Here is an 18776-nt window from a genome sequence, read left to right as displayed (position 1 = left end):
AACGCTGGATTATATCCAGCGCCAGGAAAAACGGTTAAGCTATTTTTTGATCATGTCGTTTAATAATAGGAGGTTTTTTCTCTGTAACTGTTTCTTTTTCAATTAGAATTTCACTGATTGTTTCATCGGAAGGAATTTCATACATTAATTCGCGCATCAAGTTTTCTAAAATGAGACGCAAAGCTCTAGCCCCTGTCCCTGCTTCAATTGCTTGTTGAGCAATAGCAGCTAGTGCATCTTCTGTAAATTGGAGTTTCACCCCTTCGGCTTCAAACATAGCTATAAATTGCTTAATAAAAGCATTTTTTGGCTCTGTTAAAATATTAATTAAATCAGGCAATTGCAACTCATTACAATTCGCGATGCTATTAAATCGGCCGACGAACTCAGGGATCATTCCAAATTGAATAAGGTCTTCAGGTTCGACTTTGGAAAGTAGTAAACTTTTTTGAGTTGGGTCAACAACTTCTCGATTGCTTCCATCAAAACCAATTGTATTTCGTCCTAACCTTTTTGCAATAATTTTTTCTAAATTAACAAAAGCACCACCTACAATAAAGAGAATATTTTCTGTATTCACTTTAATATACTCTTGATTTGGGTGCTTACGACCTCCTTTAGGAGGGACATTAGCAATTGTTCCTTCAACAATTTTGAGTAATGCTTGCTGAACTCCTTCTCCAGACACATCCCGAGTAATTGATACATTTGCGGTTGTTCGATTGATTTTATCAATTTCATCAATATAAATGATTCCTTGTTCAGCCTTGGCTACATCGTAATCAGCTGCTTGCAAGAGGCGTAAGATAATGTTTTCCACATCTTCGCCGACATAGCCTGCTTCTGTTAATGTCGTGGCATCTGCAATGGTAAAAGGAACATCTAAAATAGAAGCTAAAGTCTTTGCGATCAAGGTTTTACCTGATCCTGTTGGGCCGAAAAGTAAAACATTAGATTTGCTAAATTCAATTCCATCTGCTTCTTTATTTTTAGACCGGATTCTTTTGTAGTGGTTGTAGACACCTACTGAAATAGTTTTTTTTGCGTTTTCTTGACCGATAATGTACTCGTCGAGCTTCTCTTTGATTTCTTTAGGCTTGAGAATTTTAAATTCATAAGTGGAAGGAGCTTTTTTATCTAAAATTCCTGTGCATAATCGTACACATTTATCACAAATATATACATTAGGTCCTGAAATGAGTTTTTCAACGGCCTCTTCAGTTCTGCCACAGAAAGAGCAGCTAGCAAGTTCTTTTGTTAAAGACTTTTTACTCATGGGTGATTACTTTATCTAAAGGTTAAAAATTAAACTCTTTGTATTTATCGTTTAATGTATTCATATAAAAGAAAGAGCTTCATTTGGAGCGGTGTATTTAAATTTATGTAGAGAGCAGTCGATCTCAAAGACAGCCGTAGAGTTTTTATTTAAAGCAAGTTTGAGGATTTCTAAAACTTGCTTTTGAGAAAGAAGATCAAATTTTGTTTTCAGTTTTATACACCCTAGGTAAATTCTATCATGTTGTCTTTTTTTTGGGGACGACAACTTCATCAATTAGGCCATAATCTTTAGCTTCCACAGCACTCATGTAAAAATCTCTCTCAGAATCCGCAGCAATTTTTTCTAAAGGCTGTCTTGTGCTATCAGCCATGATATGATTTAATCTTTTCTTCAATTCGAGAATTTCTTTAGCTTGCAATGCAACATCGGCAGAAGTTCCACCGACACCACCATAAGGTTGGTGAATCATGATACGGCTGTTTGGTAAAGCAAATCGCTTACCTTTTGTTCCGGCAGTCAAAAGTAAGGCTCCCATCGAGGCTGCTTGCCCAATACAATAGGTATTGATGTCACATCCAAGGTATTGCATAGTATCATAGATCGCAAGGCCTGAAGTGATATATCCACCTAAAGAGTTAATATAAATATGAACATCTTTCTTAGGATCTTCCATTTTCAAAAAAAGTAGTTGAGCTACAACAACGTTTGCTACTTGATCCGTGATTTCAGTTCCAATAAAAATAATGCGGTCTTTAAGTAAACGAGAGTAAATATCCATGGAACGTTCGCCACGGCCTGTATCTTCAATAACGTAAGGAGTTAAAGACATTTCAGGTCTTGGATGAGAAGAGTGTGACATATGAATCCTCAATTAAAATCATTAGCTTCAGATAAGTATTGAATGTGTTTTTAACAACTGTTCAATCATCTACGATGTATATGATTGCCAAACAATAAAAGATTTGGGTGAATTTATCAAGTTGATGGTGAATTTATCTGAAAAATAGCACCTATTAAAAATCATTAGCTTTAAAAAAAATAGAATTGGTGATTTTCTTTAAAAAAACAGGCGATGTCTAAGCAAATTAAAGTTTATGCAGTTTTTTCTAAATTTCCTTTCCAGTTTACTTGTACGTTTTTATCAAGGTAAAAATACCTCTTAATTTTAAATCATTTGAAAAATTTGATTGATTAAATTTAGTCAATTTGCATTTTTCAAATGGTTCCTATTTAGATTTTTCCAGTTTTGCGTTTAAATTTTCCTGCCTAAATCAGTATCTAAAATTTAATTAATAATTAAACCCATTGTGCTTGATCTAGTAAGAATTTTTTAATTTTGCGATCTAACGCTAAATTATAAAGCTGCTCACGCAATTTCGATTTATCACCATAAATATCAATTTGACTTTTTCCGCTAGGAATAAGAGCAATTTGCTTTGATAATTCTTGAGAAACTTCTTCTTCCGAGACTTCAAGTTTGTTATCTGCCGCCACACGACGGAGTAGGAAGTAAAGTTGAAGACCTCGTATCGTGCTATTTTCGATCATTTTCTCAATTTCTTCGTAATTTTGAGGAAGCTGACTTTCTTGACCTAATTGCTTCAAGTAGTCATCTAAACGTGCCTGTTTATTGGATTCGATATAAGAAAGGGGAAGATCGAAGGGATATTTTTCGATAAGCTGATCTTCTAAATGATGAATGTGTTGTTTATAAATATCTTCTTGAGCTTCTTGTTCTAAACGTTCGTTTAATTTTTGATATAACTCATCAACGGTTTGTAAACCTACTTTTTTAGCTAATTCGTCATCAATCGCAGGCATGTTTCCTTGCCATATCGTTTTTACAGTTACACGAAAAGGAACAGATTTAAAATCTGGATCCGGAAATTTTTCGTTAGGCTGAGTCATTCCTTCAGCGCTAGCTCCCGCATTTAATCCAATGACTTTTTCTTGTATCCAAGAAGGTAAGCCAGATTGATTAACTTGAGTGCGTTGATTGTCGATAATGAGACGAGGTGTTTCTTCTAAAATTGTGACATCAACATTGATAAAATCTCCTTCCTGAACAGGACGATCTTCAATTGGTTGATAGGTCGTAAATTGTAAAAGAACTTGGTCAAGAGCATTCTTTCGTTCTTCGTCTGTCACCTGTACAGGAGCTTGGTGGTGTAAATGTAATTCTTGTGGTTGAACAGAGGGGATAGTGGGACGTGCTTCAAACTCTAAAACAAAATGGGCTCCTTTTTCTTGAGTGCAATAGTGCACGATAGGGCGTTTTATATGGCCGTCTTTTAATGGGTGGATATGAGTGAGTTGTAAAGCATCATTGAATCCAGTTTGTAAGACGATATCAACACATTCTTTTTGAACGTTAGACCCATATTTTTCTAGGATTAATTGCTGAGGAGCTTTTCCCTTCCGAAATCCTGGAATATTGATTTCTTTATTGATCGTTTTCAAAGCTTTTTGATAAGCAGCGACAACGGCTTCAGGTTTTACTGTGATGTCAAATTTGACTTGACAATGGGTGCCTCGGGTAATCTGAACGTTAAGATTATCATTACTAATGGTTTTTGAACCAGCTTCAGTCTCTTGATTTGACACGGAAAACCTCTTTGCTATAGATCTTATAAAAGCGGGTGATGAGATTCGAACTCACGACTCTCACGTTGGCAACGTGATGCTCTACCACTGAGCTACACCCGCATGTCATTAATAGATGTGAACAAATTTAGCTGAACTAGCTTAAATTTGCTTCAAAAAAGATCACAAGTATGATGCGATCTTGACTTTTAGCGGGTGATGAGATTCGAACTCACGACTCTCACGTTGGCAACGTGATGCTCTACCACTGAGCTACACCCGCAGATTCTTAATAAAATTCAGTTTAAATTAAACATAAGTCTCATGTGGAACGCATAATATAAAAAGGTAAGCTTTTTTCGGCAAGTAAAAAGTCTTTTTAAAAATTTTCAAAAAATAGACCAATTAAGCCAAATTTAATTCATTATTCTTGGAAAATTACAGAGAGGAAAAAGGAAAATATAAATTTTTGTTCGCATATTTAATGCTTTTTCGCTAATAACGAGCTTCCATCAAGAAAATGCTTTTTTAGTACTAATTTACAAACTCAACTTAAATATGCGAAGAGGAATAAGAAGCAAAAAATTTTGTTTTTGTCACCTGTTTATGTTTAAAATGAGTTACAAATTGAGATAATCACATATGTTAAATTTTCGAAAGCTAAAACACGATTTTTCACCCTCCGTTATTAAAGAAGGGAAAACACTTCAAGATAAAGGAATGGTCGTTTCTGTTAAAATTTTAAACTTGAAACCCGATGTAGTGCGATTGAGCTGTCGCGTGATGGGGAGTTTCGATAATTCGTATGAATCAGAGCTTGAAATTGATAGAAATGAATCAGTGATTATTGATTCCGATTGCGACTGCACTTATAAATATGATTGTCAACACTTAGCAGCTGTTTTGTTTTATTTAGAAGCTCATTTTAATGAAATCCTTGTTGCTTATTCTAAAGAAACAGATTTAGAAAAAGATGTCAGTGTTGATGACCAAGAAAAAGAAAACTTGAGAGAAACATTTAAAGAAGCAGAAACTAAAGAGCATGCGAGGCAAGGTAAGAAATTCCAAAAAGAACTTTTAGCAGAATATATCAATGCTTCTCAGGTTTTAGGGCAATCTTCATTTTTTCTTCCTGAGGAAGAGATTATCCAAGATAAGGCGGAATTGGCTGTGATCTTTTTAAACCCTCAGAAAATGACGGAACAAGTTGAAATTCAATTAGCGCTACGTCTCCCTTTTCGCTCAAAAGCTTTAAATATCTCTCAAATTAAACTTTTTATCGATGCTATTCGTTATAATGAAGCTCTATACATTGGTAATAAAAGATACTTTTTTTCACTTAGCTCTTTTGATGAAGCCAGTTCAGAAGTTCTCAAGCTGATTATTGATTTTGCCAGATTTATTGATAAAGGAGATAAGCAACAAAGATCGGCATTTATTGATACGGAAGCTTTTGGAACCCTACTAGCTGTTTCTTATGGGATTGCTGAATCAAAGTTTGCTTTAGCAGGCTCTTTGAATGATTTAGAAACAGAGCTTTATCCGATGCCTTGCATGTATCGCGGTACTTTAGAAGAACCTCTTCGATTAGCAATTAGTCCAGCACTTCTAAGATTTGAATTAAACTATTTAGAAGTTAATGCACCAAAAGTGTTATTGAAACCAAAAATTGTCCTACAAAATGAAGCGGTTATCGATTGTGATGAAGCGATATTATTTGAATGTGCAAAACCAGGTATGATTCACGGGAATACCTATTATCGTTTTCAACCTTTGATAAAAAGAAAACATTTACGCAACTTACCTTCTATCCGAGATATGACGATTCCGGAACCATTATTTGGTACTTTTGTGGAAAATTCTATGACAGAGCTTTCTCGTTTTGCAGAGATTGCTAATAAAGAAATGATCGAGCGGTTTGTGACACTTCCTTTTGTCGAAAAAGTAGCAGCAGAATGCGATATTCAATATTTAGACGGAGAATTAGAAGCTTCTTTAAATTTTGTCTATGGAGGTGTCAAGGTTCCAGCAGCTTCTTCTCAATTAAAAGTATCTCATATTTCCACTTTTGTGACTCCTGAAGGGATTTTAGCACGCAATCTGACAGAAGAACAAAAAATTATTGATCTTCTATTTCAAGATTTCGTTTATGATCCATCTCAGGGCCTTTATAGTGCTAAAAATGATAAGAAAATTGTCGAATTTATGACAGAAGTTATTCCCGCTCACCAAGATCAAGTGAAATTTAACTGCCCTGAAAATCTCTTGGATCAATTCATCTATGACAATTCCGTATTTCATTTGAATTTAAAAGAATCGAATCGAATTGACATGTATGAAGTCGAGGTCAAAGTTGATGGTTATTTAAATAATGTGACGGTTGATTTGCTTTGGGATTGTTTGTCATCTAAACGAGCTTTTATTGAATTGTCAGTCAAAAAAGGAAGTAAACGTAAATCTAAAACTGAAGAAAAAGGAACATACAAAATTCTCATTTTAGATTTAGAAAAACTTGCTCCTGTTGTTCAAATTTTCGACGAAATGGGAATTAATCGTTTAGATGAACATAAAGAATTACGACCACTTTGGAGTTTAGCTAGTTTAGATATCGAACAATTTGCTAATTTGCCAATTCATTTTTCCATGTCTGATAAACTAAAAGAAATTCAACAACAAATGTTAGGAAATCTTCCTTGCCCTTCAAGAGAGATACCAAAATCGATTAAAGCATCTCTTCGTAACTACCAAATTGATGGAATCCACTGGTTGAATCGATTAAGAGGCATGCATTTGAATGGGATTTTAGCTGATGACATGGGACTTGGTAAAACCCTCCAAGCCATTATTACATTAACGCAATATAAAATGGATCATCCGAAGCAGCCTTCGATTGTTGTATGCCCAACTTCCTTAGTTTATAATTGGCAGGAAGAGATTACTAAATTTAATCCTAAGCTAAAAGTTTTGCCAGTTGATGGGAATCCGAGCCAAAGGAAAAAACTTTTAAATGATCTCGATTATTATGATGTCATTATCACTTCTTATACCCTTCTTCAAAAAGACATTGAATTTTATAAGACAGTTCCATTTGGCTATATCATCTTAGATGAAGCTCAACACATTAAGAATCGCGGCACTCGAAATGCCCAATCAGTCAAAATGATTCAAGCAGCTCATCGCTTGATTTTAACGGGTACCCCTATAGAAAACTCTTTAGAAGAATTATGGAGCCTTTTTGATTTTCTCATGCCAGGACTGCTCAGTTCTTACGATCGTTTTGTGGAAAAATACATTCGACAATCGACAATATCGCAAGGGGGTAAAAATCTGGATAATTTACGTCGTAAGGTGGCTCCATTTATTTTAAGAAGAATGAAAAAAGATGTACTAGATGATTTACCACCGGTTTCGGAAATTGTCTATCACTGTCATTTGTCTAATATTCAACAAGAACTTTATCGTTCTTACGCGGCTTCTGCTCGTGAGGAATTGTCCCAGCTCGTGAAAAAAGAAGGATTTGAGCGCGTTCAAATTCATGTTTTAGCGACGTTAACAAGATTAAAACAAATTTGTTGTCATCCAGCCATTTTTGCCAAAGATCGACCAGAGAATGGGGATTCTTCTAAATATGAGATGCTTCTTGAATTGTTGCAAACTTTGATGGAGAGTAAGCATAAAACAGTTATTTTCAGTCAATATACTCGAATGTTGAATATTATGCGTGAGGATTTAGAGAAGCAAGGCATTCGATTTGAATATCTGGATGGTTCAAGTAAGAACCGATTGAGTATCGTCAAGAAATTTAATGAAGATCCGAATATTCCTATCTTCTTAGTTTCTTTAAAAGCCGGAGGATCTGGACTTAACTTAGTCGGAGCCGATACTGTCATTCATTATGACATGTGGTGGAATCCAGCTGTCGAAAATCAAGCAACCGACCGTGTTCATCGTTTAGGACAGAAAAATTCTGTGTCTTCTTATAAGTTGATCACTTTAAATACAATTGAGGAAAAGATTTTAGAACTTCACAATCGCAAAAAAGGATTAGTTAAAGAAGTGGTTAGCCGTGATGAGGATATGATGGCTAAATTGACTTGGGAAGAAGTTTTAGAACTTCTTCAAACTTAATCATCAACCTTTTAAATTTATTCTTCTCCATTTTTCTTAGCAGATCTTTTTGATTATCAATTAGATCTGCGTATTTCAGACATAACATGATAAATTAAACAAATTAGTTAGAATATTTTGATGAATAGTCAAAATTGAGACTAAAGTTTTTTAAATATTTCCTTTATTTATTAAAATTTGTGGTAATTTTCTTAATAAATCAAAACATGAAAAAAACATCAAAGCTCAATCTATTGAAAAATTAATGGTTTTTGAGAGACTTTTCTGGCAAAATTGAAACGCAAATAATATACCTTATACAATTTAGCCATCCAAAATTCAGATTAACAAAAATACTACAAATTAGAGGCATAAGGGGGAACATCATGGATAAACAAATGCTTGTTCTTGGGTTAGCGAATCATTTAAAAATTTATTATGTAGTTAAATTAAAATAAATTCCAACACCACAAATAATGAATAAGGGATTTATAGCAAACAACGGGGGGTTGAATCCCGATGGGAAAAACAATGACTAAAAAAAATCAAGCCAGTTTTACAGGCATGGCTAATCAACTATATCGTTCTGCATTTGGACAGCTTAATAAGTTTAGAGGGGTTTTTTCTAACGATATAGGGATCGACCTAGGAACTGCCAATACACTGGTTTTTGTGAGAGGAAAAGGAATTGTTTTGGCTGAACCTTCCGTGGTTGCTGTCGACTCGGTGACAAATGAGGTATTGGCTGTTGGTCATAAAGCTAAGGCGATGCTTGGTAAAACTCCTCGTAGGATCCATGCTGTAAGGCCTATGAAGGATGGCGTTATCGCCGATTTCGAAATTGCAGAGGGAATGCTAAAAGCTTTAATCAGAAGGGTAACGCCTTCACGGAGTTTATTCAGACCAAAGATTCTTATTGCGGTTCCTTCCGGAATCACAGGTGTTGAAAAAAGGGCAGTTGAAGACTCGGCTCTTCACGCTGGGGCCCAAGAAGTTTTTTTGATTGAAGAACCGATGGCTGCGGCAATTGGTGTGGACCTTCCAGTACACGAAGCTTGCGCGAGCATGATTATTGATGTTGGAGGAGGGACAACCGAAATTGCGATTTTGTCGCTTGGAGGAATTGTTGAATCTCGCTCGCTACGCATTGCAGGAGATGAATTTGATGAATGTATCATCAATTATATGAGACGTACTTATAATTTAATGATTGGTCCTCGTACGGCAGAAGAAATAAAAATCACCATTGGTTCAGCTTATCCTCTTGGTGGAAATGAATTGGAAATGGAAGTGCGTGGGCGAGATCAAGTTGCAGGACTACCTGTTACTAAACGCATTAACTCTGTTGAGATCCGAGAATGTTTAGCAGAACCTATTCAACAGGTTGTGGAAAGTGTTAAATTGACTCTTGAAAAATGTCCTCCTGAATTAGCTGCTGATCTTGTTGAACGAGGAATGGTGTTGGCCGGAGGTGGTGCGCTGATTAAAGGTTTAGATAAAGCTTTGATTAAAGAGACAGGTTTACCTGTTATTGTTGCCCCTAACCCTTTATTAGCAGTTTGTTTAGGAACAGGAAAAGCCCTTGAGTACTTAGATAAATTTAAAAAACGTAAAGCAATTTGAGTTTTTTAAGAGGAATTTTTCAGCATGAAATATGAAGAATTAAAACCTTGGATTCAAGAAATCGCTGAACTTTGTCAACCTCAAATTGTGCATATTTGCGATGGGTCTAAAAAAGAATACGAAGATTTATGCGCTTTAATGGTTAAAAAAGGAACTTTGATCCCATTAAATGCAGCTAAACGTTCTCAAAGTTATTTATGCCGCTCAGACCCCCATGATGTGGCTAGAGTTGAAGATAGAACGTTTATTTGTTCTAAAAATTCTGAAGATGCTGGACCTACTAATCAGTGGCGTGAACCTTTAGAAATGAAACAAACTTTGCGGACCCTTTTTAAAGGTTCAATGCAGGGAAGGACGCTATATGTGATTCCATTTAGTATGGGTCCTTTAGGTTCTAAGATTTCTCATTTAGGAGTTCAAATTACTGATTCACCCTACGTCGTCTGTAATATGCGATTAATGACGCGCATGGGTAAACAAGTGGAAGAATTATTACCAACTCAAGAGTTTGTTCCCTGTCTTCATTCCGTCGGAATGCCTTTGAAAGATAGTTTAAAAGATGTCCCGTGGCCTTGTTCTAAAGATAAATATATTGTTCATTTTCCTGAAAGTCGTGAAATTTGGTCATTTGGAAGTGGTTATGGAGGAAATGCTCTTTTAGGAAAAAAATGTTATGCTTTGCGAATTGCTTCTGTGATGGCTCGTGATGAGGGATGGCTAGCAGAGCATATGTTGATCTTAGGTATAACAAATCCTCAAGGAGAAAAAAAATATTTAGCGGCTGCCTTTCCCAGTGCTTGTGGAAAAACAAACTTAGCTATGATGAAACCCACCTTACCTGGTTGGAAAATTGAAACAGTTGGCGATGATATTGCTTGGATGAAATTTGGGGAAGATGGGCAGTTATACGCGATTAATCCAGAAGCTGGTTTTTTTGGTGTAGCAAGCGGAACAGCCATGCAATCAAATCCCAACGCCATGTTAACAATTGATCGTCAAGTTATTTTTACTAATGTAGCATTGACAGATGAAGGAGATGTGTGGTGGGAAGGGATGACAGAAACGCCTCCTCAGCATCTAGTCAATTGGTTAGGGCATGAATGGACACCTCAATCTAAAGAAAAAGCAGCTCATCCTAACTCTCGTTTTACAGTTGCCGCTAAACAATGTCCGGTTATTGATTCTAAATGGGAAGATCCTAAGGGTGTTCCCATCTCTGCAATTTTATTTGGCGGACGACGCTCACATACCATCCCTTTAATTTGCGAAGCTTTTAATTGGCAGCACGGAACATTTTTAGGCGCTTCTATTTCCTCTGAGACGACAGCAGCTTCCACAGGAGAAGTGGGTAAGCTTCGTCATGATCCTTTTGCAATGCTTCCTTTCTGTGGATACCATATGGGAGATTATTTTAATCACTGGTTGAAAATGGGCCTAAAAAAGGGGGTTAAGCTACCCAAAATTTTTTACGCAAATTGGTTTAGAAAAGGAGATAAGGGGGATTATCTTTGGCCTGGCTTTGGAGAAAATTGTCGAGTGTTAAAATGGATTTTTGAACGCACTTCCGGCAAAGGTCAAGCCATTCGAACACCGATTGGGTATCTGCCAACCGAAGAATCAATTGATACGCAAGGGCTTGTTCTCAAACCTCAAGTGATGGAAAAACTTCTTCAAGTAGATCGAGAAGCTTGGCAAAAAGAAATACAAGAGATTAGACACTATTTTACCCGTTTTGGGAATAAACTTCCTCAAGCCATTCAGGAAGAATGGCAGCAATTAAAAGATCGCTTTAATGGATAAATGAATTTAAATGATGTCCCTTGATCCTTCTCCTCTTAAAAAAATCAGACGTTTAAGCCAAGCTTTAATGATAAGTGGTGCATTAAATATTGGAGTCCTCGGCTTTTTAGCTTATTGGGTTATGCGAGAAAGGCCTCCAACTCCTTATTGTGAACTTAAACCCATTGAAGGATCCAGGCAAATTTCCCTTACTGATGAAAAGGGGATTGCTGAGGTGATTACACATCTTTTTAAACTTCCTTATTGGGAATTAATCAGCCGTTTAGAGCATCACTCTGTGATAGAAAACGGCTATGCCGAAAGGGATTTAGCGCTTGCTTGTCTTGTCACTTTTCACGATTTTGATTTATTACGTGCATTACCACGACAAGCCCAACCTCAGCAAAAAAGGGAATTTGTATGGAAACTGCACCCTTCAGAACCTCCTTTGATTTTGACGGTCTACCCTAACTTGACTCAACAGCAATATGACCAAATTATCCATTTTGCAAAAACTGAACAATGGCCCATGACTTCCAAAGGATTATTTAAATTACTGAAAACACAAAAAAAAGACTCCTTAATGGACACATCTCTTGCAGAAGCTTTTTTTTTAACACCAGAATTTTGGACTGTAGAAATTTTGTTTAATCGGCTTGAGACATCTCTTTCTAAACAAAATATTTTAGATATCCTGGTAGAAAGCGATTGGGAAGAGTTCAAAAAATTTGTTGAACAGCAAAGGCAAAAGCATGATTTGTCTGATGCACGCCGACATAAGTTTTTATTAGATTATATCCAATTAGGATCTTCTTCAGCTGCCTCATTTCTTGTCAAAACAGACTTTGACTTTGCAATAAAAAAATTGACAGATGCTCAAGTCATCCTTCTTTTGCAACTTTTAAAAAATAAGACAGAAACGAATGTTCGATTTGCTAAAGAAATGCTTAGAAGTCCTCGCAGCGCTAATGTTTGGAAATATGCAGCAGCAGCCCTTTATGCTTATGAAGGAGAAGCGCCTATTTCCTGGAACTATGAAATCGCCTTAGCTCGTTTTTTGCCTGATCAATTACCCCTTCAAAAAAAAGAACCTCAAACTAAAAGTCAGGATATTTCCGTTGTTTCTAAACTTGTAGAGACCGTATCACCTTTAAAGGCTTTAACTAAAGAGAATGTTTCCGAAAAGAAAAATAAAAAAACCGTTGCTTCGACACCAAAAACTACTCTTAAAAATGCAACAAAACCTTCTAATTCTTTAATAACAACAATGGTTACTAAAGATGCCCCCAAAAAAGGAACATTATTATTTTCATCCAGCCAACCTTCACCCTACCTAAAACAGCGTTTATATACTGTACAAGATGGGGATTCCCTTTGGAAAATCGCCAAACAATTTAGCGTTGAAGTAGATGTTTTAAGAACGCACAATCAATTATCATCCGATGCCATCCGTCCAGGAACTGTCTTAAAAATTCCCTAAAAATTAAGAAATTTCGATTTTTTAGAGAATTTTTAAGAAAATTAAGGAGAGAATTAGGAAAAAAATAAATGGGAGAAGCTATTAAAGCAAAATAACAGGCTTGTAAAAAAATAGATTTAGAAATTATCAAACATGGTTGCACTTTTATTTTTTCCAGTTGATCCTATATTAGAAGTAAAATCATTAGAAATTGTCAAATTGCATCAATTTTTTTATATTTGCAAATACCGGAGCAAATTTATCAATGATAAACTAGCAAATCCCTCCTCAACTCTCTCCATGTATAACGCCACTCAAAAGATTGTTTAAAATAATCTAAATTTTCTTTGGCATCTAAATAACCAGGTTTAAGAGAAAGGGCTTTTTCCCAACAAAATCGAGCATCTTGCCATTGTTGACCTTGAGCAAAAATATTTCCTAAGTTGTTATAGCAAGCCGCATTTGTTGTATCTAAGAGAAGGGCTTGTTCATAAGCGCTTTTTGCAGATTTCCTATCTTGTAATTTTACAAAGCAATTTCCTTCATAAAATCGAGAAAAAGAGTCGTTGAGTTGTTGAAAATAAAACAAAGCTTGAGGAAACCTTTCTTGATTAAATAAAATTTTACCTTTTAGCAAAGTCTTTTCATCACTAGGGAAAGAAGTTTGATCAACAATCGCTTCAATTTTCGACTGGGTATATTGTTGAATTACCTTTAATTCCGCTTGTCGGTGAGCTTTTAAATGATTAGAAAGATTATTTAGATGTCTTCTATAGTATGTTAGAGGAAGGTCAATATATTGAAATCGATAAAAATGAGCTAACCGAATCATGAGCTCATAATCTTCCGCATGAACAAAATGTTCATGATAAGGATGTGAAGTTAAACATTCTCGTTTGGCCATAATTGTACTAGGCCCTGGAATGACATTTCGAAAAAGAAGTGTGGCTAAAAAATTTTCTGGATTGATTTCTTGTCCATGCATTTCTCCGATTGTACTGCCATTGCTATCGATTAAAAGAAGGGCAGTATAAACAATATCAAGGGTAGGATTTTCTGTTAAAACCTTTAATTGAACGGCAATCCTTTGAAAATCCATCTTATCATCTCCATCAAGTAAGCAAAAGTACTCTCCATGCGAAGCCGCAATTCCTCGATTACGAGCAGCAGAGGGGCCCTTGTTAGTTTGATATAAATATTGAAAGCGAGAATCTTTTTGACAGAATTCTTGGCAAATAGATGCTGTGCCATCTGTTGATCCATCATCGACGATCAAAACCTCGAAATTAGGATAAGTTTGTTGTAAAACACTATTGAGAGCTTCAAAGATAAAAGGAACTTGGTTAAAAACAGGGATAAGGATGCTGACTAGAGGAGAAGAATGCATAAACATTTTCCAATTGATAAATCCAAAACTCAATTAAATAACATACAGTATTATATCAAGTCCATCGTTGAGATAATTTCTCTAATCAACTGTAGAAATCGATTTTATTTAACCGATTTTTCCTTAGAAAGAATGGTGCTTTCAGGAACTGGATCATGACCGCCCGGATTCCAAGGGTGACAACGGCAAATGCGTTTTACTCCTAAATAAGCTCCTTTCATGGCTCCGTGTTTTTGTAAAGCAAGAATCATGTATTCAGAGCAAGTGGGATAAAAGCGGCAAGTTAGTCCGAGTAAGGGACTTAAGGTATATTGATAAAAGCGAACAAAATAGATTAATAGTTTTTTAATCATGACAACTTAAATAACTTACCTTATGTAAACAAAAAGACGACTACAAGTAGTCGCCTTAAACAAAGGAGTGGGTGTTGTTAATTGCGTTTCTTAGGTCGAATGGGCTAAGAAGTCACAAATAACTGGAAGACTAATTTCAATCGGCCAAGGCATTTGTTCAGGTATTGGTTTAGCAAGAAGCTGTCCAGAAAAATGCTCTTTATCAGATGAAAGATATTCCGGAACAGAGCGTGCTGGATTATCTAACGCTTCTGCAATAATTTTGATTTTACGTGATTTTTCCTTAATAGAAATCACCATTCCAGGTTTGACTTGGAAGGAACGGCGGTCAACTTTTTTTCCATCGACAAGAATATGACCGTGAGCAACGAGCTGTTGAGCTGCAAAAATTGTGTGGCCAAATTTTAAACGATAAACAAGGTTGTCGAGTCGGCATTCTAGCATTTCGGCAAAATGACTAGCTGTATTACCTTCTAAGCGAAGTGCTTTTTTGTAATAAGCTACTAATTGCTTTTCACTCAACATTCCATAGATTGCTTTAAGTTTTTGTTTTTCTTCTAGTTGAAGGCCAAAGTCAGACTTTTTACGCCGGCGAGCACCGTGTACGCCTGGTGGATTTGGCTTATGTAGAAGAGGATTGCGTGCGCGCCCAAATATATTAACACCATAACGTCGGGCAATACGATTTTTGCTACCTGTATAACGAGCCATTTGTTCTCCTAACGATTTCGAGTGCGACCGATGGTTTTAATGATCGCAAGTGCGAATTATGACAAAAGAAATGATTTTTTTGCAATCAGAATTAAATATTTTCAAATTTTTTAAGAAATAAGAGTGTTTTTATGTTTTTTATTAATCAAAATAATTAGTTGATGTCAATTAAATTAATTAATTAAAATATAGATATAATTACATTTAAAATAGATGTTTTTATATATATTTTCCATAATTATTGCTTTTGTTAATTGACAAGTTAAAAAAGTGTTCGTAAAAAATAATCGGATAGAACTGACCTTTGCAGGCAATTTTTTAAAACTTTGGGTGAAAAAATAGCAAATAAGGAATATAGGAACAGGGGAGGACGTAAAAAACTCTTTTATCAATTATATAAAGGCAATCTTCTAAATGCTTTTGTCAATAGTGATGCAATTCTTAATTTTTCAATTAGCTGCAAAAGTAGCAGTGGCTCTGGCTTTTCATAGTATCTGTTTGTTTAGAAAAAATATGGATAGAATAATTTGAAGTTGAAAAAGTTGGAGTTAATAATGTTTATTCCAACTTTCAGAGAATAAAATTGGCAGCTTATCACATGGCTTAGATCTTATTTTTAATGTTTAAAAATAAATTTTATTAATCCTGTAGAAAAAATGAAGTGAAATGTTTTATAACCCGAACTTTGGCTTTATAGATAGCCTATTGCGTAGATTATATATTGCGTTATGTGAAGGTCCTTTAACGGTGAGAATAGATGGCAGAGCGATCAGAGTTTAAAATGGAAGAAAAAGAAGATGTGCGAATGGGGCAGGCTTTTAAGCAATTTTCTTTGGAAACAGAACGATTAGAATTTGCTTATCAAAGTTTGCAAGAGCAGTTTAAAAGTGTTCAAAAAAGTTTGCAAGAGTCACATACGAAACATTCAGGAAAGCTAGCAGAATTAGATTTTGTCACGCGTTATTTAGAAACAATTCTTAACCATATCTCACAAGGAATCCTTTTTGTTGATCTTAATGGAATTATTACGACTTGTAATACAAAAACGGAAGAAATTTTGAAAGTGCAGGCCAGTCGGCTTCTTTTTCATTCATTTAGTGATTGTTTTGAAGATATGGCCTTTGGATTTTCTATTCAGGAAGTTTTACAAACAAAAACTTGTCCTCGCATTTGTTTTGTGACACGAGCTTTAGAAAATGATTTAAAAGTTGAATTAGAAATTGAACCGACTTTTGTTTCGATGAGCGAGCACTCTTTTCCATTAGATCATCGGCAACCTTCTTCCCCTCCTGTTCAAGGACTTTTAATTTTAATTCGTAACATCACAGAAGTTAGAAGTTTGCAGCAAGCGGCTAATCAATACAGTCGTCTAAAAGAATTAGGAGAAATGGCGGCTCATTTAGCTCATGAAATTCGAAATCCTCTAGGGGGTATTAAAGGATTTGCCACCCTTCTTCAGCAAGATTTAGCAGATCGACCCGAACTTCAACAAATGGCTTATCATATTATCGAAGGAACCGATAGTCTAAATCATTTTGTATCAAGTATTCTAACATATACAAGACCCTTTCAAGCTCGTTTTGAACATGTCAATTTGAAAACTTACTTAGAAGAAATCGGACTTCTTTTACAAGCTGACGTGAGTTGGAACGCTTCATTCTCATTCAATCTCAATACTCATCTACCAGATCTTGTCCTTTCAATAGATCCTCCTTTATTAAAATCAGCAATTTTAAATTTGTTGGTTAATGCTATGCAAGCGATGCCGCAAGGCGGAAAAATTACTGTCTCGGTAGAAAAAATGCAAGATGAAGTCGTCATCATTATTTCTGATACAGGAATTGGAATTTCTAAAGAAAATTTAAATAAAATCTTTTCCCCCTTTTTTACAACCAAAGAAACAGGGACTGGTTTAGGGTTGGCAGAGGTTCAAAAAGTTATTCAGGCGCATCAAGGAACAATTGAAGTAAAATCTGAAGTTGGTAATGGAACTTCTTTTACTATCAAACTTCCTTTAAAAGTCGTTCAATAAATCATTCAATGTAAGGGCAAAATTATGACCATTGAAAAAATTTTAATTGTTGATGATGAATTGATTATGCGAAACTTTCTTACAGAAGCTCTGAAACGAAAAGGAATTGAAGCCATTGCCGCAGAAAATGGGGAAAAGGCTATTAAAATTGTCCAAGAGCAATCTTTTGATATGGTTATCACAGATATGAAAATGCCTGGATTGAATGGTATTGATGTTCTTCAAAAAATTAAAGAACTATCTCCCCAAACACTGGTTATTGTGATGACAGCTTTTGGAACAATTGAAAATGCTGTAGATGCGATGAAATTAGGAGCTTTTCATTACATCATTAAACCGTTCTCCTTAGAAAGTTTAATGGCTAATATTGAAAAGGCCAATCAACACGTGGTATTAGTCGAAGAGAATCAATACCTGCGGCAACAAATTGGGGTGAGCTCTTCTCGTCATGTAATTGCTGAAAGCCCTGCAATGCAGCAAGTTTTAAAAGATATTGAAAGAATTGCTAAAAGTAATGCCAGTGTCTTTATTAATGGGGAAACCGGAACTGGAAAAGAGGTGATTGCGCATCTCGTTCATTATAGTTCTCCAAGAGCTAATCAACCATTTATTAAAGTTAACTGTGCGGCAGTGCCTGATACCTTAGTAGAATCAGAATTTTTTGGGCATGAAAAAGGAGCTTTTACAGGAGCAGCTAATAAAAGGCTGGGTCGCTTTGAGTTAGCAAATGGAGGAACGCTTCTCTTGGACGAAGTGACTGAAATTCCTCTTGTTTTGCAATCAAAGCTTCTTCGTGTAACGCAAGAACAAGAATTTGAAAGAGTTGGGGGAGCAAAGCCTATTAAAGTCGATGTCCGTTTGGTTTCTACTTCCAATCGTGATGTGAAAGAAGCTATTGCAAACAAATATTTACGAGAAGATCTTTACTACCGTTTAAATGTTGTTCCACTTTATCTTCCACCATTAAGAGAAAGAAAAGAAGATATTATTCCATTAGCTGAGCATTTTATCGAGAAAATTTGCCAAGAAAATCATACCGAGAAGAAAAAATTAAGTGAGAGCGCACAAAAAAAATTACTCCTTTATCGTTGGCCTGGAAATGTTAGAGAACTTGCTAATGTCGTTGAACGATCGGTTGTCATGGATCCGGGCAAAATTATTCAAGGCGATCATCTTTATTTAGAGGGACCTGGGGTGAATGTCATGGCAGGAAAAACTATTCAAGAACTAGAAAAACAGTTAATTGTAGAAACGTTGCAAATGCATCAAAATAGAACAAAAGTAGCAGAAACACTAGGAATTAGCGTTAAAGTATTACGAGATAAACTTGAAGAATACAAACTTGTCTAGTCACTACAAAATGATGATTTAATTGAGACATTTTGTTTACAGGCAAATTAATTTTTTCCACAAAGCTAAGCGGAGAAGGCTGAGAGGAATGAAATTCTATTTTTTTCTTTCTC

12 protein-coding genes and 2 tRNA genes are annotated in these 18776 nt (G+C 35.5%); 6 read left to right on the top strand and 8 right to left on the bottom strand.

The window, feature by feature from the left end:
• Window positions 1–34 precede the first annotated feature (34 nt).
• The 5 genes from clpX to PC_RS06595 all read right to left on the bottom strand — a co-directional run bounded on the left by clpX (window position 35) and on the right by PC_RS06595 (window position 4145).
• Entirely contained in the window at window positions 35–1276 is a 1242-nt protein-coding gene (gene clpX, locus PC_RS06620; RefSeq protein WP_011175926.1) for an ATP-dependent Clp protease ATP-binding subunit ClpX, read from the bottom strand.
• Between the two features lie 238 nt (window positions 1277–1514).
• Window positions 1515–2108 (bottom strand): ATP-dependent Clp protease proteolytic subunit, encoded by a 594-nt coding sequence (locus tag PC_RS06610; protein ID WP_039360024.1) that lies wholly within the window; start codon window positions 2106–2108, stop codon window positions 1515–1517.
• 467 nt (window positions 2109–2575) lie between these two features.
• Window positions 2576–3883 (bottom strand): trigger factor, encoded by a 1308-nt coding sequence (tig, locus tag PC_RS06605; RefSeq protein ID WP_011175924.1) that lies wholly within the window; start codon window positions 3881–3883, stop codon window positions 2576–2578.
• 30 nt (window positions 3884–3913) lie between these two features.
• Window positions 3914–3985: transfer RNA gene (locus tag PC_RS06600), tRNA-Gly, on the bottom strand.
• 88 nt (window positions 3986–4073) lie between these two features.
• A tRNA-Gly gene (locus tag PC_RS06595) sits at window positions 4074–4145 on the bottom strand.
• 359 nt (window positions 4146–4504) lie between these two features.
• Between PC_RS06595 and PC_RS06590 the strand changes: the two genes are divergently transcribed.
• The 4 genes from PC_RS06590 (at window position 4505) to PC_RS11640 (ending at window position 12851) form a co-directional block, all read left to right on the top strand.
• The gene (locus PC_RS06590; RefSeq protein ID WP_011175923.1) at window positions 4505–7990 is read left to right on the top strand and encodes a DEAD/DEAH box helicase; all 3486 of its coding nucleotides are present in this window, start codon (window positions 4505–4507) and stop codon (window positions 7988–7990) included.
• A gap of 543 nt (window positions 7991–8533) precedes the next feature.
• Window positions 8534–9592, top strand: a complete 1059-nt coding sequence (locus PC_RS06585) for a rod shape-determining protein (protein WP_162831837.1) — start codon at window positions 8534–8536, stop codon at window positions 9590–9592.
• 24 nt (window positions 9593–9616) lie between these two features.
• Window positions 9617–11392 (top strand): phosphoenolpyruvate carboxykinase (GTP), encoded by a 1776-nt coding sequence (locus PC_RS06580; RefSeq protein ID WP_011175920.1) that lies wholly within the window; start codon window positions 9617–9619, stop codon window positions 11390–11392.
• Window positions 11393–11405: 13 nt separating this feature from the next.
• On the top strand, window positions 11406–12851 hold the full coding sequence (locus PC_RS11640; RefSeq protein ID WP_044045130.1) for a LysM peptidoglycan-binding domain-containing protein: 1446 nt from the start codon (window positions 11406–11408) through the stop codon (window positions 12849–12851).
• Window positions 12852–13092: 241 nt separating this feature from the next.
• Here PC_RS11640 and PC_RS06570 read toward each other — a convergent pair whose 3' ends face one another.
• From PC_RS06570 to rpsD, 3 genes are all read right to left on the bottom strand, one after another.
• A complete protein-coding gene (locus PC_RS06570; protein ID WP_044045128.1) occupies window positions 13093–14217 on the bottom strand; it encodes a glycosyltransferase in 1125 nt (374 codons plus the stop codon).
• Between the two features lie 104 nt (window positions 14218–14321).
• Window positions 14322–14570: a membrane protein insertion efficiency factor YidD gene (gene yidD, locus PC_RS06565; protein ID WP_011175917.1), complete on the bottom strand. Its 249-nt coding sequence runs from the start codon at window positions 14568–14570 to the stop codon at window positions 14322–14324.
• Between the two features lie 90 nt (window positions 14571–14660).
• A complete protein-coding gene (gene rpsD, locus PC_RS06560) occupies window positions 14661–15281 on the bottom strand; it encodes a 30S ribosomal protein S4 (RefSeq protein ID WP_011175916.1) in 621 nt (206 codons plus the stop codon).
• Between the two features lie 757 nt (window positions 15282–16038).
• Between rpsD and PC_RS06555 the strand changes: the two genes are divergently transcribed.
• On the top strand, window positions 16039–17313 hold the full coding sequence (locus tag PC_RS06555; protein WP_052278673.1) for a two-component system sensor histidine kinase NtrB: 1275 nt from the start codon (window positions 16039–16041) through the stop codon (window positions 17311–17313).
• Between the two features lie 24 nt (window positions 17314–17337).
• The gene (locus PC_RS06550) at window positions 17338–18663 is read left to right on the top strand and encodes a sigma-54-dependent transcriptional regulator (RefSeq protein ID WP_011175913.1); all 1326 of its coding nucleotides are present in this window, start codon (window positions 17338–17340) and stop codon (window positions 18661–18663) included.
• Window positions 18664–18776 lie beyond the last annotated feature (113 nt).

The organism is Candidatus Protochlamydia amoebophila UWE25 (assembly GCF_000011565.2).
In the GTDB taxonomy this organism is placed as follows: Bacteria; Chlamydiota; Chlamydiia; order Chlamydiales; family Parachlamydiaceae; genus Protochlamydia; species Protochlamydia amoebophila.
The sequence above is the reverse complement of the archived record's forward strand: the minus strand, read 5'-3'. Positions and strand labels throughout refer to the sequence as shown.